This window comes from Pandoraea sp. XY-2 (assembly GCF_004193915.1).
In the GTDB taxonomy this organism is placed as follows: domain Bacteria; phylum Pseudomonadota; class Gammaproteobacteria; order Burkholderiales; family Burkholderiaceae; genus Pandoraea; species Pandoraea cepalis.
The window spans coordinates 1,741,717-1,767,426 of sequence record NZ_CP030849.1; the positions used below are offsets into that span (position 1 = coordinate 1,741,717).

Annotated in this window: 21 protein-coding genes and 2 pseudogenes; 17 read left to right on the forward strand and 6 right to left on the reverse strand. The window is 63.6% G+C overall.

The window, feature by feature from the left end; genetic code table 11:
- Positions 1 to 73: 73 nt before the first annotated feature.
- The 4 genes and pseudogenes from DRB87_RS07940 (at position 74) to DRB87_RS07955 (ending at position 3,728) form a co-directional block, all read left to right on the forward strand.
- A pseudogene (locus tag DRB87_RS07940) lies at positions 74 to 1,155 on the forward strand (CaiB/BaiF CoA transferase family protein).
- Between the two features lie 203 nt (positions 1,156 to 1,358).
- The gene (locus DRB87_RS07945; RefSeq protein ID WP_130027783.1) at positions 1,359 to 2,057 is read left to right on the forward strand and encodes a hypothetical protein; all 699 of its coding nucleotides are present in this window, start codon (positions 1,359 to 1,361) and stop codon (positions 2,055 to 2,057) included.
- Between the two features lie 282 nt (positions 2,058 to 2,339).
- Positions 2,340 to 3,470 carry a DNA polymerase IV gene (dinB, locus tag DRB87_RS07950; protein ID WP_130025517.1) on the forward strand — a complete coding sequence of 377 codons (1,131 nt, stop codon included), beginning with the start codon at positions 2,340 to 2,342 and terminating at the stop codon, positions 3,468 to 3,470.
- A 27-nt stretch (positions 3,471 to 3,497) separates the two neighbouring features.
- Positions 3,498 to 3,728, forward strand: coding sequence for an MgtC/SapB family protein (locus DRB87_RS07955; protein WP_165385260.1), 231 nt, complete (start codon positions 3,498 to 3,500; stop codon positions 3,726 to 3,728).
- A gap of 250 nt (positions 3,729 to 3,978) precedes the next feature.
- On the opposite strand, the gene DRB87_RS07960 is transcribed toward DRB87_RS07955, so the two are convergent.
- Complete coding sequence (locus DRB87_RS07960; protein ID WP_130025519.1) at positions 3,979 to 4,413, reverse strand: hypothetical protein; 435 nt, start codon at positions 4,411 to 4,413, stop codon at positions 3,979 to 3,981.
- A 118-nt stretch (positions 4,414 to 4,531) separates the two neighbouring features.
- Here DRB87_RS07960 and DRB87_RS07965 point away from each other — a divergent pair.
- Positions 4,532 to 6,027: pseudogene (locus tag DRB87_RS07965) on the forward strand (deoxyribodipyrimidine photo-lyase).
- Positions 6,028 to 6,313: 286 nt separating this feature from the next.
- Here the strand turns inward: DRB87_RS07965 and DRB87_RS07970 are convergent.
- The 3 genes from DRB87_RS07970 to DRB87_RS07980 form a co-directional block, all read right to left on the reverse strand.
- On the reverse strand, positions 6,314 to 7,252 hold the full coding sequence (locus tag DRB87_RS07970; protein ID WP_130025520.1) for an urea transporter: 939 nt from the start codon (positions 7,250 to 7,252) through the stop codon (positions 6,314 to 6,316).
- A 274-nt stretch (positions 7,253 to 7,526) separates the two neighbouring features.
- Positions 7,527 to 9,245: a glutamine--tRNA ligase/YqeY domain fusion protein gene (locus DRB87_RS07975; protein ID WP_130025521.1), complete on the reverse strand. Its 1,719-nt coding sequence runs from the start codon at positions 9,243 to 9,245 to the stop codon at positions 7,527 to 7,529.
- A 109-nt stretch (positions 9,246 to 9,354) separates the two neighbouring features.
- Entirely contained in the window at positions 9,355 to 9,552 is a 198-nt protein-coding gene (locus tag DRB87_RS07980; protein ID WP_130025522.1) for a hypothetical protein, read from the reverse strand.
- 154 nt (positions 9,553 to 9,706) lie between these two features.
- On the opposite strand from DRB87_RS07980, the gene DRB87_RS07985 reads away from it, so the two are divergent.
- The 9 genes from DRB87_RS07985 to DRB87_RS08025 all read left to right on the forward strand — a co-directional run bounded on the left by DRB87_RS07985 (position 9,707) and on the right by DRB87_RS08025 (position 20,437).
- Entirely contained in the window at positions 9,707 to 10,222 is a 516-nt protein-coding gene (locus tag DRB87_RS07985; protein WP_130025523.1) for a hypothetical protein, read from the forward strand.
- 554 nt (positions 10,223 to 10,776) lie between these two features.
- Positions 10,777 to 11,010 (forward strand): hypothetical protein, encoded by a 234-nt coding sequence (locus tag DRB87_RS07990; protein ID WP_130025524.1) that lies wholly within the window; start codon positions 10,777 to 10,779, stop codon positions 11,008 to 11,010.
- Positions 11,011 to 11,111: 101 nt separating this feature from the next.
- A complete protein-coding gene (locus tag DRB87_RS07995) occupies positions 11,112 to 11,600 on the forward strand; it encodes a GNAT family N-acetyltransferase (RefSeq protein ID WP_130025525.1) in 489 nt (162 codons plus the stop codon).
- Positions 11,601 to 11,686: 86 nt separating this feature from the next.
- Entirely contained in the window at positions 11,687 to 13,618 is a 1,932-nt protein-coding gene (locus DRB87_RS08000; protein ID WP_130025526.1) for an ATP-binding cassette domain-containing protein, read from the forward strand.
- A gap of 305 nt (positions 13,619 to 13,923) precedes the next feature.
- Positions 13,924 to 15,903, forward strand: coding sequence for a DNA topoisomerase IV subunit B (locus DRB87_RS08005; protein ID WP_130025527.1), 1,980 nt, complete (start codon positions 13,924 to 13,926; stop codon positions 15,901 to 15,903).
- A 108-nt stretch (positions 15,904 to 16,011) separates the two neighbouring features.
- Positions 16,012 to 16,428, forward strand: a complete 417-nt coding sequence (locus DRB87_RS08010; RefSeq protein ID WP_206100078.1) for a DUF4399 domain-containing protein — start codon at positions 16,012 to 16,014, stop codon at positions 16,426 to 16,428.
- Entirely contained in the window at positions 16,412 to 17,182 is a 771-nt protein-coding gene (locus DRB87_RS08015; RefSeq protein WP_240756227.1) for a lytic transglycosylase domain-containing protein, read from the forward strand. Before DRB87_RS08010 ends, DRB87_RS08015 begins: the two co-directional genes overlap by 17 nt.
- A 453-nt stretch (positions 17,183 to 17,635) precedes the next feature.
- Positions 17,636 to 19,972 (forward strand): DNA topoisomerase IV subunit A, encoded by a 2,337-nt coding sequence (gene parC, locus DRB87_RS08020; protein ID WP_130025528.1) that lies wholly within the window; start codon positions 17,636 to 17,638, stop codon positions 19,970 to 19,972.
- 12 nt (positions 19,973 to 19,984) lie between these two features.
- On the forward strand, positions 19,985 to 20,437 hold the full coding sequence (locus tag DRB87_RS08025) for a CopD family protein (RefSeq protein ID WP_130025529.1): 453 nt from the start codon (positions 19,985 to 19,987) through the stop codon (positions 20,435 to 20,437).
- Positions 20,438 to 20,456: 19 nt separating this feature from the next.
- Here DRB87_RS08025 and DRB87_RS08030 read toward each other — a convergent pair whose 3' ends face one another.
- Positions 20,457 to 21,380 (reverse strand): LysR substrate-binding domain-containing protein, encoded by a 924-nt coding sequence (locus DRB87_RS08030; protein ID WP_130025530.1) that lies wholly within the window; start codon positions 21,378 to 21,380, stop codon positions 20,457 to 20,459.
- A 131-nt stretch (positions 21,381 to 21,511) separates the two neighbouring features.
- Between DRB87_RS08030 and DRB87_RS08035 the strand changes: the two genes are divergently transcribed.
- Positions 21,512 to 22,780 (forward strand): MFS transporter, encoded by a 1,269-nt coding sequence (locus tag DRB87_RS08035; protein ID WP_130025531.1) that lies wholly within the window; start codon positions 21,512 to 21,514, stop codon positions 22,778 to 22,780.
- On the opposite strand, the gene DRB87_RS08040 is transcribed toward DRB87_RS08035, so the two are convergent.
- Positions 22,668 to 23,828 (reverse strand): LysR family transcriptional regulator, encoded by a 1,161-nt coding sequence (locus DRB87_RS08040; protein WP_370363734.1) that lies wholly within the window; start codon positions 23,826 to 23,828, stop codon positions 22,668 to 22,670. The two genes, DRB87_RS08035 and DRB87_RS08040, sit on opposite strands and share 113 nt — an antisense overlap.
- A gap of 138 nt (positions 23,829 to 23,966) precedes the next feature.
- Between DRB87_RS08040 and DRB87_RS08045 the strand changes: the two genes are divergently transcribed.
- Entirely contained in the window at positions 23,967 to 24,731 is a 765-nt protein-coding gene (locus tag DRB87_RS08045; protein ID WP_130025532.1) for an SDR family oxidoreductase, read from the forward strand.
- A gap of 74 nt (positions 24,732 to 24,805) precedes the next feature.
- The gene (locus DRB87_RS08050) at positions 24,806 to 25,597 is read left to right on the forward strand and encodes an SDR family NAD(P)-dependent oxidoreductase (RefSeq protein WP_130025533.1); all 792 of its coding nucleotides are present in this window, start codon (positions 24,806 to 24,808) and stop codon (positions 25,595 to 25,597) included.
- Positions 25,598 to 25,710: the final 113 nt, after the last annotated feature.

Sequence of the window (25,710 nt, forward strand, 5' to 3'; positions counted from 1 at the left end):
TCCGTCCGCTTGCCCGCGGACAGTGCGGCGCGGTACGGTGTGGACATCCTCCTTCATCCCTTGCTCGCTCGCCATGACCGAATCGCTCGATTTGCCTGAAAGCCCCGACGCCCGTGAATCGTCTGTCGTCGCCGACGCACCGCTGGCCGGCGTCACGGTGCTGGATCTCACGCGCTTGCTGCCCGGTCCGCTCGCGGGACTGCGCCTCGCGGAACTGGGGCGCATGTCGTCAAGATCGAAGACACCGGGGCCGGCGACTACGCCCGCGAGATGATGCTCAACGATGGCGAGCCGCCGCCAAGTGCATTCTGGCGTTTGCTCAATCGCGGCAAATCGGTCGAGCGACTCGATCTCAAACGCGATAGCGACCGCGCGGCGTTCCTCGACTGGGTCGTTCGCGCCGACGTGTTGCTGGAGGGGTTTCGCCCAGGGGTGATGGCGCGGCTCGGTTTCGATTACGAGACGCTGGCGCGCCTCAGGCCGTCGTTGGTGATGGCATCGATCACCGGGTACGGTCAGCAGGGGCCGATGGCGCAGGCCGCCGGACACGACATCAATTACATCGGCTACGCGGGCGTGCTCGACCAACTGGGTGATTCAAACGACGCGCCGATCGTGCCGAATTTCCAGATTGGCGACTTGTACGGCGGCGGGCAGGCGGCGGTCCAAGCCGTGCTGGCGGCGCTGGTCGCGGCGCAGCGCACCGGCCGCGGCCGGTGGCTGGACGTCTCGATGACGCACGAGGTGTTCCGCGCGAATCTCATTCCCGCCGTCGCTCTGCATCGGCAAGGGCATGCGCCGCGGGCGGGCGCGGACTTGCTCAACGGCGGCGTGCCTTGCTATCAGGTCTATCGCACGCGGGACGGACGTTACATGGCCGTGGGCGCTCTCGAACTCAAGTTCTGGCAAACGTTGTGCGACGTACTGGGGCGCAGCGAATGGAAGGTGCGGCATTGGTCGCTCGGACAGACGATCGGCGGCGACGACGCACGTGCGCTTCAGGCTGAACTGGCGGCGGTATTTGCGAGCGCGTCGCAGGCCGACTGGACGTTGCGTTTTGCCGATGCCGACTGCTGCGTGACGCCAGTGCTTCGCCTGGAGGAGGCCATGAACCACGCGCTGTTCGCGCAGGCCCGCGAGGCGCTGACGCCCTGACGTCGGGCGAGGCTGCGTTACCGAATGTCACAACTTTTCAAGGGGCAACGACACGAAGTCTGGCCTTTGTTCGCGTAGAGTCATCGCTTGCCCACCCTGATACCGCCATGACACGACGGCTCGCCTTGCGCCAAGCACGAAACGGGATCGCCCATGCCGCGGCAGGGCGAATGACGGCAGTGGTGGTTATGGTTGCGGTAGTGATGGCGGCGATGTGTACGGGATGCGTCTCCTATCAAGACGCGCCCACCGATCATGGCAAAGTGCGCTCGACTGCCATGACGACCGCCGATCTCGCACAGACGGACATCAATCGCATGGCGACGCTGGGCATGCGGGCCAACCTCGAGGGCTTGTACCGGCTTGCCGACAAGCTCTACAAGCGCAACCCGCGCGAATGGCGCAAGGGCGGGGCTGCGACACAGGCGCAGGCGATGACGCAATTGCGCGCGGACATCGAAGGGCGACGAAACCTGCCGGCGCTGCGGAATTTGCGCGACGTGAAGGCATTATCCCTCTCGCTCGACCCGGCCTTCAGTGGCGATCGCGTGGCCGCGTTCGTCTACAGTCTTTCTGACACGATCGTCGCGGCGCATGGCGGGACGACGGTCTTCTACCTGAGCGATGGCCTCGACGCACAGCGAATCTACAATGCGGCACGCAACGTCGAGATCGCGGCGTGGCTGCTGTCGAGTCGTCACGACATGACGGGCAAGTCGCTGCTGCTGGCTAACGAACTTACCGACGTGCGCAACGTGAGCTTCGAACGGGAGTTCGGCAAGATCATCGGTCGGCTCGATCTGCTCGCCGAGATGCTCGACGAGAAGTATCGGCGCGCCGGCATCGGGTACGTCCAGAATGTGCTCGGCGCACAGTTCCTCCAGTTCCTGCCTGTGCGATGAGGCGCTGGGGGGGGGAGCGTTGCGGATGTGCAGATGTGTGGCGTTGCTGAGGCGTGGAGGTGAAGAGGTGAAGAGGTGAAGATGTGGGTGATGCGGTGATGCAGTGATGCAGTGATGCAGTGATGCAGTGATGCAGTGATGCGGTGATGCGGTGATGCAGTGATGCGGTGAGGCAGTGAGGCGGTGATGCGGTGATGCGGTGAGGCGCTGACGCAATGTCACGCGTCGGGCGCACATGCGGCGTGAATGCTGTATATTTACACAGTGTTTTCGTTGCGAGCCATGTCCTCCTCTACACGCAAGATCATTCACTGCGACGCCGATTGCTTCTACGCCTCTGTCGAGATGCGCGATGACCCATCGTTGCGGGGCATTCCGCTGGCCGTCGGCGGCCAGCCCGATCAGCGAGGTGTGGTCGCAACGTGCAACTACGAGGCACGCGCCTTCGGGGTGCGCTCTGCCATGCCCTCGGCACAGGCGCTCAAGCTCTGTCCCGAGTTGCGCATCATTGCGCCGACGATGCGCCGTTATCAGGAGGCATCGCAGCGCATCATGGCGATCTACCGCGATTACACGGATCTCGTCGAACCGCTTTCGCTCGACGAGGCGTATCTCGATGTCACGCACAGCGAGCGTTGCGACGGCTCGGCCACATTGATCGCCCGCGAGATTCGCGCACGGGTCGCAGAGGAGGTCGGGCTCACCGTCTCGGCCGGCGTCGCCCCCAACAAGTTCATCGCCAAGATCGCCAGCGACTGGCGCAAGCCCGACGGCATGTTCGTCGTGAGACCGGCGGAAATCGACGCCTTCGTGGCCGCGCTCCCGGTCGAGCGCCTGTTCGGCGTGGGGAAGGTCACGGCGGAGAAGCTCCGGGCGCTTGGAGTGCAGTCCTGCGGCGATCTGCGCAGCCATTCGATGGCCGATCTTGCCGAGCGTTTCGGCGTGTTCGGTCAGCGCTTGTATGAGCGCTGCCGCGGCATCGACACGCGCGACGTCAGCCCGGACCGGGAACGCAAGTCGATCAGTGTCGAGACCACCTACACGCGCGATCTGCGCACGCCGGCTGACTGCGAGGCGGCCCTTGAGCCACTGCTTCGTCAGTTATCCGAGCGGATCGAGCGGGCGCGCCGCAGCGAGCCGCTGGCGATCGCCAAGGTGTTCGTCAAGATTCGTTTCGCCGACTTTTCAAGAACCACGGCAGAAGCCGGCGCGCTGAGTGTCGATGCCGCGCAATGTCGCGAATTGCTGGCCGAGGCCGTCGGCCGGAAACGCCGGCCGGTGCGCCTGATGGGCGTGGGGGTGCGCCTGCTCGAAGCCCAGGCCGCGCGCCAACTGCGCTTGTTCGACGACGAGGTCGACACGACCCGACTCACCCTGCCCGGGACGGGCGATAATGCATCAACGCAGGCATAGATCGTTCGGCCGAACCGCAGCGCGTCGGTGCACGGATTCACCACGGCGGCGGCGCTCTGGAGTACCACGGGGATCGGCATTATCTGCGGCTTGGGCCGTTGGCATATCGCGCTGGCGGCGATGGTCCTGCTGCTCGTCGTACTGGCGATCGGCGGGCGTATCGAAGACGTCGCTCACCGATGGCTGGGACACGACGAGCTGCCGGGGCCGCCGTCCGACATGGGCACGCCGGTGCCGCGCGAGCCCGACGACAAGTAAGCGCCATCCGGCGTGACCGGGACGGGGCACGTCGACCTCGCTCCCCGGTGGACGTCATTGGAAGATCCTGCGGATACCAAAGAAAATGCCCGCCGAGGCGGGCAAATGACGTTGTCGCAGTACCCCCAAAAGGACGTAAGAGGGCGATTGCATTTTGGTCAGCGGCCGGTCGTTCGCCAATCGGGGTTGCCCGATTAGGGAAAGCACGCCCATGAGACGCCGTCGGTTCGACGCGAGACCGGCGAGACGCTTACCGCAGCGCGCGCAACTCCCTGGCACGTGCGCGCGCCACGCGCAGGCCGTCGGCTTGAAGCGTGAGTGTGGCGGCATCGGCTTGCTGCGAGGCGTCGGTTGCTGAGGTGTACGTCACAACAGCAGCCTGTCGCTCACGTCTGAAGCGCCCGGTGATCGGGGCGCACTCGGCGGCGGCTTCGTCCGCCAGCCGGATCGGGTCCGGCACGAGGTCGACGTAACGGGCGACGTGGCCGTATAGGCATGTGCGGTACTGGTCGGCAGCGGCGTCGGCAGCCGCCAGATGATGCTCGCGCAACTGGGCGGCATCGGGCGCGCCAGAACGCGCCGAGGTCGATGCGCCGCGCGGCGCTGTCGAGGTGGCGCAGGCGGTCACGAGCAGCGCGGCCGCGAGGCAGAACAGGGCCGGCACCACCCCGCGAGTGCGAGTCAAAATCGGAAGCTTCCGAATCATAAGGTAATCGAGGCCGATGGCATAAAGTCCGCGATATCGCTATGGTACGGGATTGGACAGAACCTACAATGGCGCGCATGTGTTGCGCCGATCTGACATGAGCGAATTCCAGAAGGGGTTGGTTTGGATCCGGCGCGATTTGCGCTGCACAGACAATGCAACGCTTGCGCACGCACTCGCCACGTGCCGAGAGGTGTACGTCGTGTTTGTGTTCGACACAACGATTCTCGACGTCCTGCCGCGCGACGATCGTCGTGTCGCGTTCATCCACGACAGCGTGGGTGAATTGGCCACCACGCTGACGCATGCCGGAGGCGCATTGATCGTGCGGCACGGGGATCCGGTGACCGAGATTCCGTGGCTGGCGAAGTCGCTCGGCGTACAGGCTGTTTTTGCCGGGCGCGATTACGAGCCCGCCGCCGTGGCGCGCGATCGCTCGGTGGCGCGCTCGCTCGACGAACGCGGCATTGCCTTCGAAGGCATCAAGGATCAGGTGATCTTCGAGGCGAGTGAGATTCTCACGGCGCAGGGCGAGCCCTACAGCGTGTTCACCCCGTACCAGCGCGCTTGGTTGAAGCAAGTGAGACCGGTGGATTTGGCGCCGCACGGACGCGACGCCGATCGGCAGCGATTGGCCGTGCCGCCGCCGGGCAGCGGTGCGCTCCCGTCACTGGCGTCGTTGGGTTTCGAGGTATCCGACGCGCGCCGGATGGCCATCCCTGCCGGGGAGTCTGGCGCCCGTCAATTGCTGGACGATTTTCTGCCGCGCATGACGCATTACCATGAGCGACGCGACTACCCTGCCGTACGCGGGCCGAGCTATCTGTCGGTACATCTGCGTTTCGGCACGATTTCGATACGCACGCTCGCCCGCGAGGCGCATGCCGCCATGTTGCAAGGGGGGACGCCGGTCGCGGCGCGCAAACATGGCTCAGCGAGCTTATCTGGCGTGAGTTCTATTTCATGATCCTGCACCATCATCCGCGCGTCGTGGCCCAGGCATTCAAACCGGCCTACGATGCTATCGAATGGGCTGCCGGCCAAGCGGCCGATGCCGATTTTCAGGCCTGGTGCGAGGGACGCACGGGGTATCCGCTCGTCGATGCCGCCATGCGCCAGATCAACCAGACCGGCTACATGCACAACCGCCTGCGCATGGTAACGGCGAGCTTCCTGGTCAAGGATCTCGGTATCGATTGGCGGCGCGGGGAAGCGTACTTTGCGCACGCGCTCAACGACTTCGACCTCGCAGCGAACAACGGCGGCTGGCAGTGGGCGGCGTCGACCGGATGCGACGCGCAACCGTATTTCCGCATCTTCAATCCGGTGACGCAGTCGGAGAAGTTCGATCCGCAAGGGCGCTTCATTCGGAAGTACGTGCCGGAGCTGGCCAATCTGCCCGACAAGGCGCTGCATGCTCCCTGGCGGGCCGACGCGCAGACGCTGCTCGATGCCCACGTGGAGCTGGGACGCGACTATCCGCCGCCGCGGGTGGCGCACGACGTGGCGCGCAAGGAAACGCTGGCACGATATGCGGTCGTGAAGACGCCGGCGGTTTCCGGCACGCACGATGATGGTTCGGATGCCGACTGAGCAACGATCGGTGTATACCCCCGTCAACTTTTCACGCGTCTCACCGTTGATAGAGGTAAGGCACGCGAGAGGGCCGGGCTTCGGTGGTGCATCGGCAACGTCGGGGGGCGTTTGCGGGTGTCGGGGGAGAAGCAACACAATAACGACGGCACGGCTCGGGAACGAGCAAGGGCAAGCCAAAACCACACGGGACAGCGAGCGGATGCTTCGCCGCGCAGACGGCAGTCTCGCAATACGGGGTTAGCGATGAGCGAGTGCCCGGAACGTTAGCGTTTCGGGCATTTTTTTATGCGGAGATCGGTGGCCTTGGCCGGGCCGTCGCGCGTAGCATGGCCCATACCGCCAGATTGAACGGCAACGTAAAGTACGGCCAGCCGAACGGACCGAACACGGTGCCGAGCGCAACGCAAATGATGGAGGCCAGAAAGGCGCCCGCGAAACGTACGGTTGGGCGATGTCCGAACATCCCTAGGCCGAGTGCAGCGAGAAACGCGTTGATGCCAATGCCCCCTGCCTGCGTGGCCATTGCCGGCCAAAGTGTCGCCAGTGCGGCGAGACCCGACCAGACGGTGACGCCCGCCGCGAGCGCCCACAGCGTGGCGCGGGGGTTCCAGAGGGCCAGGACGTACCAGGTCAGCAGGCCCAGCACCAGTGGGGCGACGAAAACGACCTGACCGACCGAGCAGAAGACGAAACCCGGCGTGCCGGTGTCGCAGGCGAGCGCCCCGGCCCGCGGTAACCAATGCAGCCACGGCTGCATCGCCCAGGTGAGTGCCATCACACCCACGAACGGGCCGGTGAGGGCAGGCAGTGCGTAACGCGAGAGGATCGCGGTTGCGATCACGGTCAGGCAGACACAGACCGCCAGCCATGCGAGGAGCGTGGCGTCGGGTTGCCATAACGCGCCGAATGCAATACCGGTGAGGGTCGCGTTGTATCCCAATCGCCCGTTACGAAGCAGTGCGTGTGGCAGTCGTAGCGTGACGGCGAGGCACGACGCGGCGACGCTCGCCGCCAATCCTGTGATCGCAGCCGAGAGGTTGGCGAGGGCGAGTAGGACGAACAGCAACAATCCGACCCTTGCCGAAGGGACGAAATAGATCTGCGCAAAATTCGCCGCCATGCCGGGCAACGCATCGATCCATCCTCGGCGCTTGGCAGCGGCACGCGGCAGGGCCAACGTCGCGGGCGATGCCGTGGGCGGCGAAAGGTGAGGGATTGACATGGGCGATCGTGGAGAATCGGGCGAATCGGGGGGCTCGCGGCATCCGGTGCACAGCGGCTGAGCGGTGGGCGAACAATGGGCGCGAGCTTACGCCGAACCGGCGTTTTCGGGCGCGTCGGCGCCTTATAGTGGGTATAGCGTTGGCATTGTGTCGGTAGTGCTCCGATAGCGCGCAGGTATGGCGGCGAGGCTGCGTCTGACCGGCGCCCCAAAAAACAAAACCCGCGCACGAGGGCGCGGGTTGAGTGCTGCGCGGAGATTTTCCGCGAAGCGTTTACTTGCCGCCGCCCTTGGCCGGCTTGACCGCCCAACTGTCCTTAAGCGAGACGATGCGATTGAACACCGGCTTGCCCGGTGCCGAGTCCTGACGGTCGGCTACGAAGTAGCCGTGGCGCTCGAACTGCACGCGATCTTCCGGCGCAACACTCATCAGGCCCGGTTCGACGTAGGCCTGCGTGACGCGCTTGGCGTTCGGATTGATGGCGTCGAGGAAATTCTTGTCTCCCGCATCCGGATTCGGATCGACGAACAGACGGTCGTAAATGCGCACCTCCGCCGCAAGCGCGTGCGGCGCGCTCACCCAGTGGATGTTGCCCTTGACCTTGTAGTTGTCGGCGCCCGGCGTACCTGATCGGCTGTCCTCGAAATACTGGCAATGCACGGCAGTGACGTTGCCATCGGCGTCGGTATCGAAGCCCGTGCACTCCACCACGTAACCGTAGCGCAGTCGCACCTTGTTGCCGGGGAACAGACGGAAGAAGCCCTTGACCGGCTCGGCCTGGAAGTCTTCGCGCTCGATCCAAAGCTCGCGCGAGATCGGGAACGTACGCATGCCTCGCTCCGGCGCGTGAGGATGCACCGGCGCCTGGCAGTCTTCCTGCTTGCCTTCCGGATAGTTGTCGATGATCAGCTTGAGCGGGTCGAGCACCGCCGTCGCACGCGGTGCCTTCGGGTCGAGGTCATCGCGCAGGGCTTGCTCGAGAACGCTCATGTCGATCCACGACGCCGACTTGGCCACGCCAATGCGCTCGCAGAACAACTGCAGGCTTTCCGGCGAGAAGCCGCGACGGCGCAGGCCGACGAGCGTGGGCATGCGTGGGTCATCCCAGCCGTCGACGTGCTTTTCGTCGACCAGTTGGCGCAGCTTGCGCTTGCTCGTAATGGCGTAGGTCAGTTGCAGGCGCGCAAATTCGATCTGCTGCGGCATCGGCCGCTTGAACATGCCCGCGTCGGCCAGCTCGCCGAGTACCCAGTCGTAGAACGGACGCTGATCTTCGAATTCCAGCGTGCACAGGCTGTGCGTGATGTTCTCGATGGCATCCTCCAGCGGATGCGCATAGGTGTACATCGGGTAGAGGCACCACGCGTCGCCGGTGCGGTGGTGGTGCGCGTGACGGATCCGATAGATCGCCGGGTCGCGCAGATTGATGTTCGGCGAAGCCATGTCGATCTTGGCGCGCAGCACATGCGTGCCGTCGGCGAACTCGCCCGCGCGCATGCGACGGAACAGATCGAGGTTCTCCTCAACCGAGCGGTTGCGGAACGGCGAATCCTTGCCCGGCTCGGTGAGATTGCCGCGGCTGGCGCGCATGTCGTCGGCGCTTTGGCTGTCAACATACGCCTTGCCGCGCTGGATCAGGATCTCGGCGCCCTGATACAACTGCTCGAAATAGTCGCTCGCAAAGTAGAGGTGTTCCTTTTGCGGCGTCTGGTAGCTGAAGCCGAGCCACTTGACAATGTCGATGATCGAATCGACGTATTCGGTCTCTTCCTTCTCGGGGTTGGTGTCGTCGAAGCGCAGATGGCACACGCCATCGTAGTCGCGCGCCACGCCGAAGTTCAGGCAGATGGCCTTGGCGTGGCCGATGTGCAGATAACCGTTCGGCTCCGGCGGGAAGCGCGTTTCGACGCGTTGGCCCCATTTGCCCGAGCGATTGTCTTCGTCAATGATGTTGCGGATGAAATTGGATGCCGCGTTCAGCTCTGTGCTCATGCCAGTCCAGTGTTCGGAGTTTGGCGAATATTCTACCGTACCGCACTGCACCACGGACAGGCGTCGACACGCCCTGTCGACAAAGGCAAGTGATCTCGGCCCGCAGGTGTTACCCGTTGGACGCTTGGACCGATGTCCGCTGGCCCGGCCAAGTGGCGTAGGACAACAGCCAGAGGGAGATGATGTTGACGACCGGGATGAAGGCCAGCACCGTGAACCAGGGGGACAGGCCGAGGCGGGTCAGAATCCGCCAGACGGGAACACCCACGAGCACGATAGCGACGAGCAAGCCAATGAGACTGGACATACGATATCTCCCGATAGCCCCGCCGGCGGCGGGGCGTGGCACCAAGTCCAAGTATATCGCGCGGATCCGCCTTCGCCGCGTCTGGATTGTTCTATCCTGAAAGCACTGCCGGCCCTGCCGGCGGCTCCAAGAGTCACCCTCAAGGGAGAACATCATGGAACTGCACCTCCACTCGCATCGCTACACGCACCGCTCGCCCGACTGGGCCGCCGCCGCCGTTTCCGGTTTTGTCGCCTGCGCCTTCTTCTCGGCGGTGGAAATGCTGATGGTGCTGCTGGTCTCCGGCCAGAGCCCATGGGTGCCATCCCGCATGGTCGCGGCCATCGCGCTGGGGCCCGGCATTCTGTCGCAGCCTGCCACGTTCGATCTGTCCATCGTCGCGATGGCGCTCATTGTCCACGCAGTCATCGGTGTCGTGCTGGGCGTGGTGCTTGGCGCGATCGTCGCCCCCTTCCGGCTGGATTCGGATGTGGTGACGGTGTCGGTGGCGGGGGCGATCTTCGGGCTGGCCGTGTACGCCGTCAATTTTTACGTCATGACGCAGTGGTTCCCATGGTTCGTCGCCTCGCGCGGCTGGACGATGGTGGCCGGACACGTGATCTTCGGCGCGTTCGCGGGCTATATGTATTGGGTGCTCGCCCAAATCGACGACCGCGCCGCCGCGTCGTAACCTGACTTCAGCATGGGACTGCTTTGGTGTCGAGACAGTAATTTTCTGTTATCATTCGCCATCTGCACCGTTTTTTTCGTTAATTTCGAACCAAGCGGTTGGCAGTCACGCGAGGCATGAATGGCGGGACCGGCTGAGAGCTTGTCCCGAGGCGGCTGGCGTGTGGCACGATTATCACTACAAATGTGCCGCACGACTTTGCTACCGCATGTCACGCTGAACGCTTGGCGTGAATCCTCGCGTCCAACGTTCTTGCCGTCGCCCCCGATTGGGCGACAGCGCATCGTTCCCCGAAACTGGAAGTCGTACAGAACGCCCTCATTGCGCCCGCATTGCGCAATGCCGGTGCGCACGTGGCCTTGCGCTACGTGACGCGTTCACCTGCACCGCCTGTCGTATGTCAGTCACGCGAATGTCGTGTGTTTGTCATATGGAGCAGATAGGCTGCGTGCACTTCACGGAAACATTTGTGCAGATTTGCACTCTCATCACCGTAAGCCGATTCGAGAGGGATAGTTATCAGTCATATTTTTTGCAGTAAGAAGGATTCAAAAATGAAAACAACACAATTTCAAGAATTTCAGTACATCGTGCGTGCCGTCGAGCGCGACAACGCTCGTTGGGACGCGTTTTACGAGATTCACCGCCCGACCCATGGCGGGTTGGAAAAAGTCGGGGCCTACCAGGTCCAGACCGCCTACGGCTTTGCCACGCAAGGCAACGCCCTCGACGACGCCGAGCGTAATGCCCGTGCCGACATCGAGCAGGGCATCGTCTACTTCCAGTAAGTCGATTTCCCCCATTCATTCCCTGTGCGCGATACCGGCATCGTTGTGTGGCGACGGTGCTATAGTCCCGCCTTTCGCAACGTATGGCGGGAGAGTCGGGAATGGAATGGATGTGCGAGTCGTTCGATGCGCTGGGCAGCTCCCTGCTTTACCGTATTCTGGCCGCGCGAAATGCCGTGTTCGTGGTCGAGCAGCAATGCCCGTATCAGGACATCGACGGACGCGACCCTCACAGCCTGCATCTCGTCGCGCAAGTGCGCGATGCGGCGGGTGCGCTGCAGATTGCCGCGTATTTGCGCCTGTTGCCGCCCGGACTGGCCTACGACGAAGCGTCGATCGGGCGTGTGATCACGGCGGCGTCGCATCGGGGCACCGGCCTCGGGCGCGAATTGCTGGCGCGGGCCGTGGCGATCGCCGAAGAGGCATGGCCGTTGGCCTCGCTGCGCATCGGGGCCCAGGCGCATCTCGAGGCATTCTATGGCGCCTTCGGTTTCGTCAAGGCCAGTGAGCCGTATGACGAAGACGGCATTCTGCATATCGAAATGCTGCGTCCGCCGGCGGCGTCCAACAGAACAACCTTCAAGCCATAGCCAAGCCGTAGCCGTGCATTATCGGCCGGGCCCTCGCGCCCGGCACTACAATATCTCCCATCGTAGTTCTCCCGTTCCCCCGACACATGGCCTTGTATTCCATTTCGGGCGCCCAATTGGCGTTCGGTCACGTGGCATTGCTCGACAATGCCGATTTTTCGCTCGAAGCCGGTGAGCGCGTTGGGCTTATCGGCCGCAACGGCGCCGGTAAGTCGTCGCTGCTCAAAATCGTGGCGGGGCTGATGGTCCCCGACGACGGCCTTGTGGCACGGCAGGCCTCACTCAATACCGTCTATGTGCCGCAGGAGCCTGTGTTCGATCCCGACCTGACGGTCTTCGACGCCGTTGCGCTTGGCCTCGGCGAATTGCATGGGCTGCTCTCCGACTACGAACACACGGTCGACGCGCTTGCCGATGCCCCTGAGGGCGCCGAGCACGACGCGCTGCTCGCGCGGTTGAATACTTTGCAGGCGTCGCTCGACAACGCGAACGCGTGGCAACTCAAGACACGGGTGGAAACGACGGTCGCGCAACTCGGCCTCGATGGACACGCGCGCGTCGGGTCGCTCTCCGGCGGTATGCAAAAGCGTGTCTCGCTCGGGCAGGCCTGGGTGGCCAAACCCGACGTGCTGCTGCTCGACGAACCGACCAATCACCTCGATTTCGAAGCGATTCGCTGGTTGGAGGATTTGCTCATCGGCTATCGTGGCGCGCTATTGTTCATTACTCACGACCGTAGTTTCCTGGATCGTGTGGCCACGCGTATCGTCGAACTGGATCGTGGGCGTCTGCTCTCCTATCCGGGCAACTTCACCCAGTTTCAAGAGCGCAAGGCTGCGCAGCTCGAGATCGAGCGCGTGGAGAACGAGAAGTTCGACAAGCTGCTCGCGCAGGAAGAAGTGTGGATTCGCAAAGGTGTCGAAGCACGCCGTACGCGCAGCGTGTCGCGCATCGAGCGCCTGAAGACGATGCGTAGCGAACGTGCCGATCGCCGCGAGATTCAGGGCAACGTGCGCATGGATGTGGCGCAGACCGAGAAGTCCGGAAAGATCGTGGCGGAGCTGACCCATGTCACGAAGGCTTACGGCGAGCGTGTCATCGTGCGCGACTTTACGGCGACGCTCATGCGCGGCGACAAGGTCGGTCTGGTGGGCCCGAATGGTGTGGGCAAGACGACGATGCTCAAACTCATTCTCGGCGAGATCGCGCCGGACAGCGGACAGATTCGTGTCGGTACCAATCTTCAGGTGGCGTACTTCGACCAGATGCGCGCGCAACTCGATCCCGAGAAGAGTCTGCTCGATACGATCAGCCCGGGCAGCGACTGGATCGAAATCAATGGCGCGCGCAAGCATGTCATGAGCTATCTCGGCGACTTCCTGTTCTCGCCGGAGCGCGCGCGCTCACCGGTGAAGTCGCTCTCGGGCGGCGAGCGCAATCGTCTGCTGCTCGCGCGCCTGTTCGCGCGTCCGGCCAACGTGCTGGTGCTCGACGAACCGACCAACGATCTGGACATCCCGACGCTCGAACTGCTCGAAGAGTTGCTCGAGGAATACAGCGGTACGGTGTTCCTCGTGAGCCACGATCGCACGTTCCTGGACAACGTCGTGACCTCGGTCATCGCGGCCGAAGGCGACGGAAACTGGCGCGAGTATGTCGGCGGGTTTACTGATTGGCAGGTACAGAGCCATCGGTCCGCTGCGCTCGCCGCGCAACGCGCCCCCGTCGAAGTCGCCGCGAAGGACACGGCAACCGCATCAAAGCGCAGTACGAATCGCACCGCCAAACTGAGCTACAAGGAGCAGCGCGAACTCGACGGCCTGCCGGCGCGCATCGCTGCGTTGGAAACCGAGCAACAGGAAGTGGGGGCAAAGCTCGAAGACGGTTCGATCTATGCGAAAGATCCGGCCGCCGGTGCGGCGTTGTCCGAACGTTTCGACGCGATTGAACTGGCGTTGCTCGAAGCGCTCGAACGCTGGGAAGTGCTCGAAGCCAAGCAGCGCGGCGAGGGCGCATAAGCGTCGGCATCCAGTCAGCGAGCGGCGAGCGGCCGGGTACCCGACCGCGTTGCATTGGCCCCTTGGTGTTCTCGCCCGATCACGTCGCGAGTGACAGTACAATAGGCCGCGATGCATCGGGCGCGGCTCGCCTCCGGACAACGCATGCCGGGCGCTGGCCGTGTTCAGCGTGCCCATTCTGTGGGCGCCGCAACTCAAGTCGTTGATACGGCGTCACTTTTGTCATGTGTTCATGGGTTTTCCCCGTGGTTGTCCACAGGAACTGTGGATAATCGCCGGGCCTCGTACCCTAATTCAGTCACGCTATGTCGAAAAAAAATACGCCTGCCCAATACAGCGAAGCGTCCATCAAGGTCCTGAAGGGCCTTGAACCGGTCAAGCAGCGCCCGGGCATGTACACCCGCACCGAAAATCCGCTGCACATCATCCAGGAAGTCATCGACAACGCCTCTGACGAAGCGCTTGGCGGTTACGGCAAGCAGATCCTCGTCACACTGAACAAGGATGGTTCGGTGAGCGTCGAGGACGACGGCCGGGGCATTCCCGTCGGCATTCACCCGGAAGAGGGCGTGCCGGTCGTCGAGATCGTCTTTACGCGCCTGCATGCGGGCGGCAAGTTCGACAAGGCTGCCGGTGGCGCCTACACGTTTTCGGGCGGCTTGCACGGGGTTGGCGTGTCGGTGACGAACGCCCTGGCAACGCGACTGGCCGTCACGGTCTGGCGCGACGGCCAGGTCTCCGAGCTGGAATTCGCCGATGGCGGCAATGTCGACGTGGCATTGCACTCGCGCGCCGCACAACGCGGCGAGAAGAAGAGCGGCACGCGCGTCACCGTCTGGCCCGATTTGAAGTACTTCGATAATCCCACGCTGCCGCTAAGCGAGCTGCAACGTTTGCTGCGCTCGAAGGCGGTGCTGCTGCCGGGCGTGCGCGTCACGTTGCGGCAGGAGAAGACCGGCGACGAGCAGACGTGGTGCTATGAGCATGGTTTGCGCGGTTATCTTGTCGAATCGCTGGGCGGCGCCGAGCCGCTGATCCCGCTGTTCGAAGACGAGCGCTATGCCGATGGCAACGAGGAAAGCTTCGCCGAAGGCGAGGGCGCGGCCTGGGTCGTGGCATGGACCGAAGATGGCGCGCCGGTGCGCGAGTCATACGTCAACCTGATTCCGACACCGGCAGGCGGCACCCACGAATCGGGTCTGCGCGAAGGGTTGTTCCAGGCGGTGCGCGGGTTCATCGAACTGCACAACCTGCAGCCCAAGGGCGTGAAGCTGCTGCCGGAAGACGTCTTTTCGCGCGTCTCGTTCGTGTTGTCCGCGAAGGTGCTCGATCCGCAGTTCCAGGGCCAGATCAAGGAGCGCCTGAACAGCCGCGACGCCGTGCGTCTGGTGTCGTCCTTCACGCGCCCGGCGCTCGAGCTGTGGCTCAACCATCATGTCGAGCATGGCAAGAAGCTGGCCGAACTCGTGATTCGTCAGGCGCAGGCGCGCACGCGCGCGGGCCAGAAGATCGAGAAGAAGAAGAGTTCCGGCGTGGCGGTGCTCCCGGGCAAGCTGACGGATTGCGAGACCGAGGACATCACGCGCAACGAACTGTTCCTGGTCGAGGGCGACTCGGCGGGCGGCTCGGCGAAGATGGGGCGCGACAAGGAGTTTCAGGCGATTCTGCCGCTGCGCGGCAAGGTCCTCAACACGTGGGAGACCGAGCGCGACCGACTTTTCGCGAACAACGAAGTGCACGACATCGCCGTGGCCGTCGGTGTCGACCCGCATGGCGCGAACGACACGCCTGACCTGTCGAATCTGCGCTACGGGAAGATCTGCATTCTCTCGGATGCCGACGTCGACGGCTCGCATATCCAGGTGCTGCTGCTCACGCTGTTCTTCCGCCATTTCCCGCAACTGATCGCGAAGGGACATGTGTATGTGGCACGCCCGCCGCTCTATCGCGTCGATGCGCCGGCCCGTGGCAAGAAGCCCGCACAGAAGCTCTACGCACTCGACGAGGGCGAACTGGAAGCGATCCTCGACAAGCTGCGCAAGGATGGCGTACGTGACACCGCGTGGTCGATCAGCCGCTTCAAGGGGCTGGGCGAAATGAGTGCCGCACAGTTGTGGGAAACCACCATGAATCCCGACACCCGCCGGTTGAGCCCCGTGGCGCTCGGGGGACTCGATTTCGATGCGACCGTGGCGCGCATGAACATGCTCATGGGCAAGGGCGAGGCGGCGCAGCGACGCAGCTGGCTCGAAGCCAAGGGCAATGAGGTGGAGGCCGACATCTGAGCGGATTCCCGGCATCGGTGCAGTGGCGGGTGCCGCACGCGCTGGCAGGCCAGCGTGAGCGCTCACATCGTGGGATAATCCACGCTTCACCCTTCCGGGAGTCGCGTTATGTTGCGTTCCATGCGTTGCATTTTTGTGTCGCTGTTGGTTGCCGGCGCAAGCGCCACCGCGCTGGCGCAGTCGCCTCAGCCGCGCGTCTTCTTTGTGGCGCCGACGGACGGCGCAACGGTGTCGAACCCGGTCGCGGTCAATTTCGGCGTCGAGGGCATGGCGATCAAACCGGCAGGCGACATGACGCCCAACACCGGTCATCACCATCTCATCATCGACGGCGATCCCATTCCCGCAGGTCAGGTTGTCCCCACGGACGACACGCACCTGCATTTTGGTAAAGGGCAGACCGAAACGAGCGTCAATCTCACGCCCGGCGATCACACGCTGACGCTGCAGTTCGCCAACGGTGCTCACCAATCGTACGGTCCCGCCATGAGCCAGACCATCAAGGTGCATGTCAAAGGTCGGTAACTTCACCGTTTCGATGGCGCGCCGCATTCGAGCGATCTGCCGACATTGCGCGCCGCAACGTTTCGTTGGGCCCGCGCTGGCCGCCGTGCTGCTTGTCGCGACGCCATTCGCACACGCGGAACTCTACGGTTATGTCGATGAGAACGGCGTCGCCCATCTCGCGGCACGCAAGCTCGACGCGCGTTATCGTCCGGTCGTCGGGGCGGGCGGCAACGTCGACCTGCGTGCGCCGCACGGCGATACGGCCGGTGGCGTGGATCGCTCGCGCCTGTACGATGCCCTCGCCCGACATCCCAATCTGAAGACGCTGGCTCCCGTGATCGCGCAGGCTGCGCAGCGTTATCACGTCGATGTGGCGTTGCTCAAAGCGGTCATTGCGGCGGAGTCGGGATTCGATAGCGCCGCAGTGTCACCCAAAGGCGCCGTTGGCTTGATGCAAGTGCTTCCGTCAACGGGCGAGCGCTACGGCGTGCGCGCAGACGCGCGGCACACAGTCGCCGACAAGCTCGCCGATCCGCGGACGAATGTGCTGACCGGAGCCCGCTATCTGCGTGATCTGCAAACGCGTTATCCCGACCGTCTCGAACTGGTGCTCGCGTCGTACAACGCGGGCGAGGGGCGGTGGCGCGTCACGCCGACCAGATCCCGCCGTATGCCGAGACGCGCGACTACGTGGCGACCGTGCTCGCACTTTATCGACGCTTCGATCCCGATGCGCCCGCGCTGGGGCAGGGCGGCGGGGCGTTACGTATGAGCGGGGCGAGCCCGGGCGGCGCTCACGTGGGGCGCGTTGGCGGCGCGCGCGTGAGCGGCTCGCGCGACGGTCGCATCCACGTCATTCTGGGGGCGCCGTCCGGACTGCCCGTCGTGCCGGCTGCTATGCCGAATGCGTCGGTCCGAGAATCGGCGCAAGGGGCGCTGTCGTCTTCGCCAACGATTGATTGAGGCACCCCAGCAACGCTGCCAGGGGCGGCGTCACGAAGGCGCCGGCGGCGCCGTCGCCTGTCGATTGCCACGGTCTGACGCTCGGATTTGTCCGAAATGCGTGCGCAATTCTGCCGATTCCCGCGTCCTCTGATCCGAAAACACGTCTCGCTTTGCCAATCGGACGTGTTTTTGCCGAAATGTGCCGACGAGCTTGGTATGATCTCGCGGTCAACGTCTCCTCGAACTCTCGTCAAACGTTCGCAGCAAACCCATAGGTTTTATGGAACAAGTAGAAGATCTCTTTACGCAACCGTCGGATGACGACACGCTGACGCTCGGCGCCTATGCCGAGCGTGCCTATCTGGACTATGCGATCAGTGTGGTCAAAGGCCGCGCACTACCGGATGTGTGCGACGGCCAGAAGCCGGTGCAGCGCCGGATTCTGTTTGCAATGAATGAAATGGGCCTCGCGGCCGACGCCAAGCCGGTGAAGTCGGCGCGCGTGGTCGGCGATGTGCTCGGCAAGTTTCACCCGCACGGCGACCAGTCCGCCTATGACGCGCTGGTGCGTCTCGCGCAGGATTTCTCCATGCGCTATCCGCTCATCGACGGTCAGGGTAATTTCGGCTCGCGCGACGGCGACGGCGCGGCGGCCATGCGTTACACCGAAGCGCGTCTGACGCCGATTGCGAAGCTGCTGCTCGACGAGATCGACGCGGGCACCGTCGACTTCGTGCCGAACTACGACGGCTCGACGCAGGAGCCGCGACTATTGCCGGCGCGCCTGCCGTTCGTGCTGCTCAACGGGGCGTCGGGGATTGCCGTGGGTCTCGCGACGGAAATTCCGTCGCACAATCTGCGCGAAGTCGCGTCGGCGGCGGTTGCCCTGATTCGCAACCCGAAGCTCGACGACGCCGAATTGATGGCGCTCGTGCAGGGACCGGACTTCCCCGGCGGCGGCCAGTTGATTTCGAGTGCTGCGGAAATTCGCGCGGCCTACGAAAGCGGCCGTGGCAGCCTCAAGATGCGCGCGCGCTGGAAGATCGAAGAGATGGCGCGAGGTCAGTGGCAGGCGGTGGTCTATGAGCTGCCGCCGAACACGTCGGGTCAGAAGGTGCTCGAGGAAATCGAGGAAATCACCAACCCAAAGGTCAAGCTCGGCAAGAAGACGCTCACGCCCGAGCAGCAGAATCTCAAGCAGTCGATGCTCGGCATGCTCGACGCGGTTCGCGACGAATCGGGCAAGGACGCCCCCGTGCGACTGGTGTTCGAGCCGAAGTCGAGCCGCATCGACCAGCAGGAATTCATCACGATGCTGCTCGCGCACACGAGCCTTGAGTCGAGCGCGTCGGTCAACCTCGTGATGGTCGGCGCCGACGGCCGCCCGACGCAGAAGTCGCTGCGCGACATTCTGTCCGAGTGGATCGGATTCCGCTTCGAGACGGTCACACGTCGTTCGCGCCACCGTCTGGGCAAGGTCGACGACCGGATTCACATTCTCGAAGGCCGGATGATCGTCTTCCTGAATATCGACGAAGTCATTCGCATCATTCGCGAGTCCGACGAGCCAAAGGCCGCGCTGATGAGCGCGTTCGGGTTGAGCGAGCGTCAGGCGGAAGACATTCTGGAAATCCGTCTGCGTCAGCTCGCGCGTCTGGAAGCGATCAAGATCGAGCAGGAGCTGGCGTCGTTGCGCGACGAGAAGGCGAAGCTCGAAGAATTGCTCGCCAACGACAGCACGATGAAGCGTTTGATCATCAAGGAAATCGAAACCGACGCGAAGCAGTTCGGTGACGATCGTCGCACGCTGATTCAGGAGGAGAAGCGTGCGGTGGCCGAAGCGCGTGTGGTCGACGAGCCGGTAACGGTCGTGGTGTCCGCCAAGGGGTGGGTGCGCGCGCTCAAGGGCCATGGCCTCGATGCACAAGGCTTCTCGTTCAAGCAGGGCGACGCGCTGTATGGCGCGTTCGAATGCCGCACCATAGATCCGCTGATCGCGTGGGGCAGTAATGGCCGCGTCTATTCGGTGGCCGTGGCGCTATTGCCGGGCGGGCGGGGCGATGGCGTACCGCTCACGTCGTTGATCGAACTGGAGTCGGGCTCGCGCTTGCTGCATTACTACGCGGCGTCGGGCGAGCAACCGCTGCTGCTGGCAACGTCGACGGGCTTCGGTTTCACGACGAAGCTGGGCGATATGGTCAGCCGAGTGAAGGCCGGCAAGTCGTTCATGACCATCGACGAAGGCGCGGCACCGCTGGCTCCCACGCCGATCTGGCAGGGTGCCAGTGCGGTGGCGTGCCTGTCGAGCGACGGTCGACTGCTCGTGTTCGGCATGGACGAGATGAAGTCGCTTACCGCGGGCGGACGCGGTGTCACGCTGATCGGGCTCGATGACAAGCAGACGCTGGTGTCGGCCGTGCCGATCGGCGAAGCGGGCGTTACCGTGTATGGCGAAGTGCGCGGAGGCAAGCTTCAGGCCGAGACGCTCTCTGGGCCGTCGCTCGCCCCGAACATCGGCAAGCGCGCCCGCAAGGGACGTGCGCCGGCAGTCAAGTTCGCGACGTTCAAGCCGCGTTCGCTCGAGCCGGTACTGCCGGCCGCCCCTTCGGCATCCTGACGGGAGTCACGCATGAACGTTTATGCCTTGAGCTTGTTCTTGCATCTGGTGAGTGTGGCGGTCTGGATCGGGGGGATGTTCTTTGCGCTCGCCTGCCTGCGTCCGGCATCCTCCGAATTGTCGCCGCAGCAACGACTGCCGTTATGGGAGGCGGCGCTCTCGCGCTTTTTCACCTGGGTCGGCGTGGCCATCGTTCTGATCCTGCTCTCGGGCGGACACATGATGCTCGGGATGGGCGGCATGCGCGCCCGTTGGCCCGTGCATGCGATGGCCGGCATTGGCGTGGTGATGATGCTCGTCTTCGGTCACATTCGCTTTGCGCTGTTTCCGCGTCTGCAACGCGCGGTGCAGGCGCAGTCGTGGCCGGACGGCGCTGCCGCGGTCAATGGGATCCGGCGGCTCGTGATCCTGAATCTTGTATTGGGCGTCGTCGTCATCGGTCTGGCAGCGTCGCTGCGCGGCTGATTGCGGACCTCGCGGGACCTCATGCGCCTGGCGGCGTCGTCTCATGAAGGCGGCCCGCCACTTCGCGGCAAATCGCGACGAACGCCTGCACCAATGGGCTCGTGTCGTCGCGTCGCTTGGCCAGCAGCAGGGGCGTGTGCGCGTCGGGCTCGCTAAGGTCCATGAAGCATGCGCCCTCGATCTGGATGCATCGTACGGCGGCCGGGAGTATCGCCACGCCCAGCCCGCTCGCCGCGAGTGCCACGATGGTGGTCGACTCGCGGGCTTCCTGTACGACGCGCGGCGAAAACCCTGCGCGCTCGCACATCCGCCGTATTTTTCCATCGATCGCCGTGCCCACATCGTGCGGATGCATGATGAACGCCTCATGGGCGAGGTCGGCCATGGACAGGCTTGCGCGCCCTGACAGCGCATGACCCTGGTGCAAGACCACGACGAGCGCTTCGTCGATCAATGTCTCGAAACTGAGCCCTGCGATTGGCGGCGCGTCGTCCGCCTGACGCACCAGGCCAATGTCCAGCGTGCGCTCGGTGAGCGCGTCCCGTTGCCGCTCCGAAGGCGATTCGATCAACGTCAGCGTCACGCGCGGATATCGCAGGCGATAGCCGGTGAGGACCCGTTTCATCAGGTTCGTCATCGGTGCGGACGTCGTGAACGCGATGCGCAATTCCCCGGCGTCGAGTCCCGCAATCTGTTGCACCTCCTGACGGGCGGCTTCCGCGTCGGCGAGGATCTGACGCGCCCGCACGAGGAACGCCCGCCCGGCGGTGGTCAGGAAAACGCGTCGCTGTGAGCGCTCGAAGAGCGCCACGCCCAACTCGTCCTCCAGCGCGCGGATCTGCATGGAGAGCGGCGGCTGGCCGATATTGAGCTTCTGCGCCGCACGGCTGAAATGCAACGCTTCAGCGACGGCCACGAAGTAGCGCAGATGACGCAGTTCCATCCTTCAGTCCTCGATTGATCTGTTTTATATATGGAAATATCGATTAAATATATATTGGACGTGGGGTAACGGCAAACCTATCATTCGCTGTATACATTTCCCCCCAGACTCGCGTGAGCCGGTCCAGCGTCATGGCATCAACGAACTCCCTTCCGCTTCCCAATGGCATGGCCTCAAGCGCCGGTACGTCGGCATCCAAGCTTCCGGCGGGTGTCGCGCGCGGTACACGCGAATACGCCGTCATCAGCCGGGCCCTCTTTTTCGGCGGGTTCTCGACGTTTGCTCAGCTGTACTGCATGCAGTCGCTGTTGCCGCTGCTGACCACGACCTTCGGCATCACGCCGGCACAGGCGAGTTGGTCGGTCTCGGCAGCCACGATGATGATGGCGCTGGGTCTGCTCGTGACCTGTGTCGCCGCAGATCGTGTGAGCCGCAAGCGGATGATGACCATTGCGCTGCTCAGTTCGTCGGTGCTCACGCTTGCGAGTGCCTTTTCTACCAACTTCGAGACGATCGTCATCCTTGGCGCCCTCAAGGGCCTGGCGCTCTCTGGACTGCCCGCGATCGCAATGGCATACCTGAGCGAGGAAATCGATCAGCGCTCGCTCGGAATGTCGATGGGGCTCTACATTGGCGGGAACATTCTCGGTGGCATGGCCGGGCGCGTGCTGTCTGCGTTGATTGCCGACCTGTTCTCGTGGCGCGTGTCGGTGGCGGTAATCGGGCTGGTCTGTCTGGCGATGGGGCTGGAGTTCGCCCGCAGCCTGCCGCATTCGCGTCGTTTTTCGCCGCGCGACATGACGGTGCGCGAAGCGATCGGACATGCGCGGCGGCACCTCGGTGATCCGGCGCTGCTCGGCCTGTACCTGTTCGCCGGCCTGATGATGGGCAGCTTCGTGAGCGTCTACAACTATCTGGGCTTTCACCTGTCGGCGCCGCCATTTCACTTGCCGCACGCCGCCATTGGCGCAATCTTTGCGATGTATCTGATCGGCGTGATTGGCTCGTTCATCGCGGGACCGCTGTCGGACCGCGTGGGACGTCCCCGGCTGCTGTGGGTGCTGGTGGCGTTGGCGTTCGTGGGACTGGTGACCCTGCTGGCGTCGCAAGTGCTGGGCGTGGTGATCGGTCTCGCGATCTTGACGTTCGGCTTCTTTGGGGCGCACACCGTCGCCAGCAGTTGGGTGGGGCGCCGCGCGACCGAGGGGCGGGCGATCGCCTCGGCGCTATACCTGTTTTTCTACTACATGGGCTCAAGCCTGCTCGGCAGCTACTCGGGCGTCATGCTCAAGTCGCACGGCTGGCACGGCGTGATTGCGCTGCTGGCGGTGGCGGTTGTGATATCGCTTGCTGTCGCGATAGCCATGCGGCGCGCTTACGGCAGCGGCAAGCCGCGTTGATCGTCACCGGCAACGCGCACCAACGCGCACCAACGCGCAGAACGATTCCCCGGCCCCTGAACCGGAACGTCCGAGCACGCCGAACATAGGCGCGTGACGCGCCATCAGCGCGTCGCCGGCGCGATGCCCACCTCGTTTGCGTCACCCCGATCCCATGGGGCACACCGCCGAACGCACCGACCAGAAAGTCGATCATGACGCGCACGCGTGCGCTGAGGTGTCGGCGGCTCGGGTACATGGCAAGTATGTCGATTTCAGGCAGACGATAGTCGGGCAGCACCTGAACGAGCGTGCCCGCACGCAGATCGTTGCCGATCAGGAACGTGGGTTGCCAGATGATGCCTTGTCCGGCCAACGCCGCCGCGCGCGCCGTATCGCCGTTATTGGTATGCATGTGGCAGTCGACCCGCACGGCGTGGGTCTTGCCGCCACCGTCGATCAGTTGCCACTCGTCGCCGGTGGCCGCATACGTGTATCCGATGCAGCGATGCGTGAACAGGTCCGCCGGCACGGTTGGATGTCCGACGCGGTCCAGGTAGGCCGGCGACGCACACAGGATGTTTTGCGATGTGGCCAGTTTGCGGGCGGCGTGGCTGGTCGGACCGGCACGCGAGATGCGGATCGCCAGATCGTAGCCTTCGTCGACGATATCGACGACGCGGTCGATCAGCGCAACGTCGAGTTCGATGCCGGGATAGGTCTGCGTGAACCGAGGCCATAGCGGTGCCAGATATTGAATCCCAAAGCTCACGGGCGCATTGATGCGAAGTCGTCCACGCGGTTCGACCGCTGCGGAGCTCACAAGTCCTTCGGTCTCCGCGACATCGTCAAGGATGGACTTGCAGCGGGCGTAGAGCGTCTCTCCGCCTTCGGTGAGCGACAGCGTACGCGACGTGCGATTCAGCAGGCGCGTGCCCAAATGCGCTTCCAGTTCGTTGACATAGCGAGTGACGTTTGCGGGCGACGTGCTGAGCGCCTCCGCCGCGCGCCCAAACCCCCTCCGACTGACCACGGTCACGAAAACCTCAAAGGCGCGAAGACGGTCCATACCCATTCGCAATCATTCATAAAAGATGAATGATATAAACATTTTCTATGCCTTTTTGCAATCAAATATGAAACCTATAGTCTCTTCACGGGCCAGGGCATACCGCACTGGCCGACACAGCGGTTCAGGAGATTGAACATGCAACGCTTGACAGGGAAAGTCGCCATCGTCACGGGGGCCAGTGCGGGTATCGGACGAGCCACCGCTAAGCTTTTCGCGAAGGAAGGCGCCAAGGTGGTGATGGCGGCGCGCCGCTCGGCGGAACTGGAAACGCTCGCGGCGGAGATCGTCAGCGAAGGTGGCGAAGCCGCGTATCTGGCCGGCGACGTGCAATCGGAGGACTTTGCGAAGGCGCTGGTCGCGCTTGCGGTAAGCCGCTTCGGCCGTCTGGACATCGCCTACAACAACGCCGGCACGCTCGGTGAGATGGGACCGACCACCGGCATTTCCGAAGCGGGCTGGAACGCCACGCTGGCGACGAACCTGACGAGTGCCTTTCTGGGCGCGAAGCACCAGATTCCCGAGATGCTGAAGCAAGGCGGCGGATCGATCATCTTCACGTCGACGTTCGTGGGTTACTCGTTCGCGTTTCCCGGCACGGCAGCCTACGCGGCGAGCAAGGCCGGGCTGATCGGGTTGACGCAGGCGCTTGCCGCCGAGTACGGTGCGCAGGGTGTGCGCGTCAACGCCGTGTTGCCCGGCGCCGTGGACACGGAGATGTATCGCGACATGAACGATACCGACGCGTCGCAGGCATTCGTGACCGGGTTGCATGCGCTCAAGCGCGTCGCGAAGCCAGAAGAACTGGCGCGTTCGGTTCTCTATCTTGCGTCGGACGATTCGTCTTTCGTGACCGGTACGGCGTCGCTGGTGGATGGCGGCGCCTCGATCACCCGTACGTGAACCTGTGGGCGACGTTCCGTTGTTCAAGACGGGACGTCGTCATCTCAATGCATTCACTGAATAGGAAATCACTCATGGACCTGCAATTGAAGGGCAAACTCGCGCTGGTCAGCGCAAGCACGGCCGGCATCGGTCTCGCCATTGCCAGCACACTGGCGCAGGAAGGCGCGCGCGTGATCGTCAATGGTCGCGCCCAGTCATCGGTCGACGACGTGGTTGCGCAACTCAAAGCGAACACCGGCGGCGACGTGTGCGGATTTGCGGGGGATCTGAGTACCGCGGCGTCAGCGGACGAACTCGCGCGGCGCTATCCGAATGTGGAAATTCTGGTCAATAACCTGGGCATCTTCGAGCCCAAGCCGTTTGAAGCCATTCCCGACGAGGACTGGCAGCGCTTCTTCGACGTCAACGTGCTGAGTGGCGTGCGTTTGGCGCGTCTGTTCCTGCCGGCGATGCGGCAGGCCAACTGGGGCCGCATTATTTTCATTTCAAGCGAAAGCGCCGTACAGATTCCCACGGAAATGATTCACTACGGGATGACGAAAACCGCGCAGCTTGCAGTCTCGCGCGGGCTGGCGGAAGCCGTTGCCGGCACGGGCATTACCGTCAATAGCGTTCTGCCGGGGCCGACGAAATCGCGGGGCGTGGGGGAATTCGTGGAGACCCTTGCCAAGGCCGACGGCAAGTCGTTCGAGGCGTTCGAAAAAGAATTCTTCGAGACGGTCCGCCCGACATCGCTCATCAAGCGATTTGCTTCGCCGCAGGAAATTGCGTCGCTCGTGGCATACGTCGCCAGTCCGCTGTCGTCGGCGACGACAGGCGCGGCGTTACGAGCCGACGGGGGCGTGATCAAGAGCGCGTTCTAGACCCACACGAGCATTGGCCGGCGCTGCCCAGTGCTGGCTCGATGACGGATCGGCGGGGAGCGGTTGTGGTTGGGGGAGGAAGACGGCCGCAAGGCGGCACGCCTCCCATCACA

Excerpts from the sequence above, each read along its gene's own strand:
- DRB87_RS08050 (WP_130025533.1), top strand. The coding sequence starts at position 24,806 with ATGGACCTGCAATTGAAGGGCAAACTCGCGCTGGTCAGCGCAAGCACG.
- DRB87_RS07990 (WP_130025524.1), top strand. The coding sequence starts at position 10,777 with ATGAAAACAACACAATTTCAAGAATTTCAGTACATCGTGCGTGCCGTC.
- DRB87_RS07985 (WP_130025523.1), top strand. The coding sequence starts at position 9,707 with ATGGAACTGCACCTCCACTCGCATCGCTACACGCACCGCTCGCCCGAC.
- DRB87_RS08015 (WP_240756227.1), top strand. The coding sequence starts at position 16,412 with ATGTCAAAGGTCGGTAACTTCACCGTTTCGATGGCGCGCCGCATTCGA.
- DRB87_RS08005 (WP_130025527.1), top strand. The coding sequence starts at position 13,924 with ATGTCGAAAAAAAATACGCCTGCCCAATACAGCGAAGCGTCCATCAAG.
- DRB87_RS07970 (WP_130025520.1), bottom strand. The coding sequence starts at position 7,252 with ATGTCAATCCCTCACCTTTCGCCGCCCACGGCATCGCCCGCGACGTTG.
- parC (WP_130025528.1), top strand. The coding sequence starts at position 17,636 with ATGGAACAAGTAGAAGATCTCTTTACGCAACCGTCGGATGACGACACG.
- DRB87_RS08000 (WP_130025526.1), top strand. The coding sequence starts at position 11,687 with ATGGCCTTGTATTCCATTTCGGGCGCCCAATTGGCGTTCGGTCACGTG.
- DRB87_RS08025 (WP_130025529.1), top strand. The coding sequence starts at position 19,985 with ATGAACGTTTATGCCTTGAGCTTGTTCTTGCATCTGGTGAGTGTGGCG.
- DRB87_RS07945 (WP_130027783.1), top strand. The coding sequence starts at position 1,359 with ATGGCGGCGATGTGTACGGGATGCGTCTCCTATCAAGACGCGCCCACC.
- DRB87_RS08035 (WP_130025531.1), top strand. The coding sequence starts at position 21,512 with ATGGCATCAACGAACTCCCTTCCGCTTCCCAATGGCATGGCCTCAAGC.
- DRB87_RS07995 (WP_130025525.1), top strand. The coding sequence starts at position 11,112 with ATGGAATGGATGTGCGAGTCGTTCGATGCGCTGGGCAGCTCCCTGCTT.
- DRB87_RS08030 (WP_130025530.1), bottom strand. The coding sequence starts at position 21,380 with ATGGAACTGCGTCATCTGCGCTACTTCGTGGCCGTCGCTGAAGCGTTG.
- DRB87_RS07975 (WP_130025521.1), bottom strand. The coding sequence starts at position 9,245 with ATGAGCACAGAGCTGAACGCGGCATCCAATTTCATCCGCAACATCATT.
- DRB87_RS08010 (WP_206100078.1), top strand. The coding sequence starts at position 16,012 with ATGTTGCGTTCCATGCGTTGCATTTTTGTGTCGCTGTTGGTTGCCGGC.
- DRB87_RS08040 (WP_370363734.1), bottom strand. The coding sequence starts at position 23,828 with ATGGACCGTCTTCGCGCCTTTGAGGTTTTCGTGACCGTGGTCAGTCGG.
- dinB (WP_130025517.1), top strand. The coding sequence starts at position 2,340 with ATGTCCTCCTCTACACGCAAGATCATTCACTGCGACGCCGATTGCTTC.
- DRB87_RS08045 (WP_130025532.1), top strand. The coding sequence starts at position 23,967 with ATGCAACGCTTGACAGGGAAAGTCGCCATCGTCACGGGGGCCAGTGCG.
- DRB87_RS07980 (WP_130025522.1), bottom strand. The coding sequence starts at position 9,552 with ATGTCCAGTCTCATTGGCTTGCTCGTCGCTATCGTGCTCGTGGGTGTT.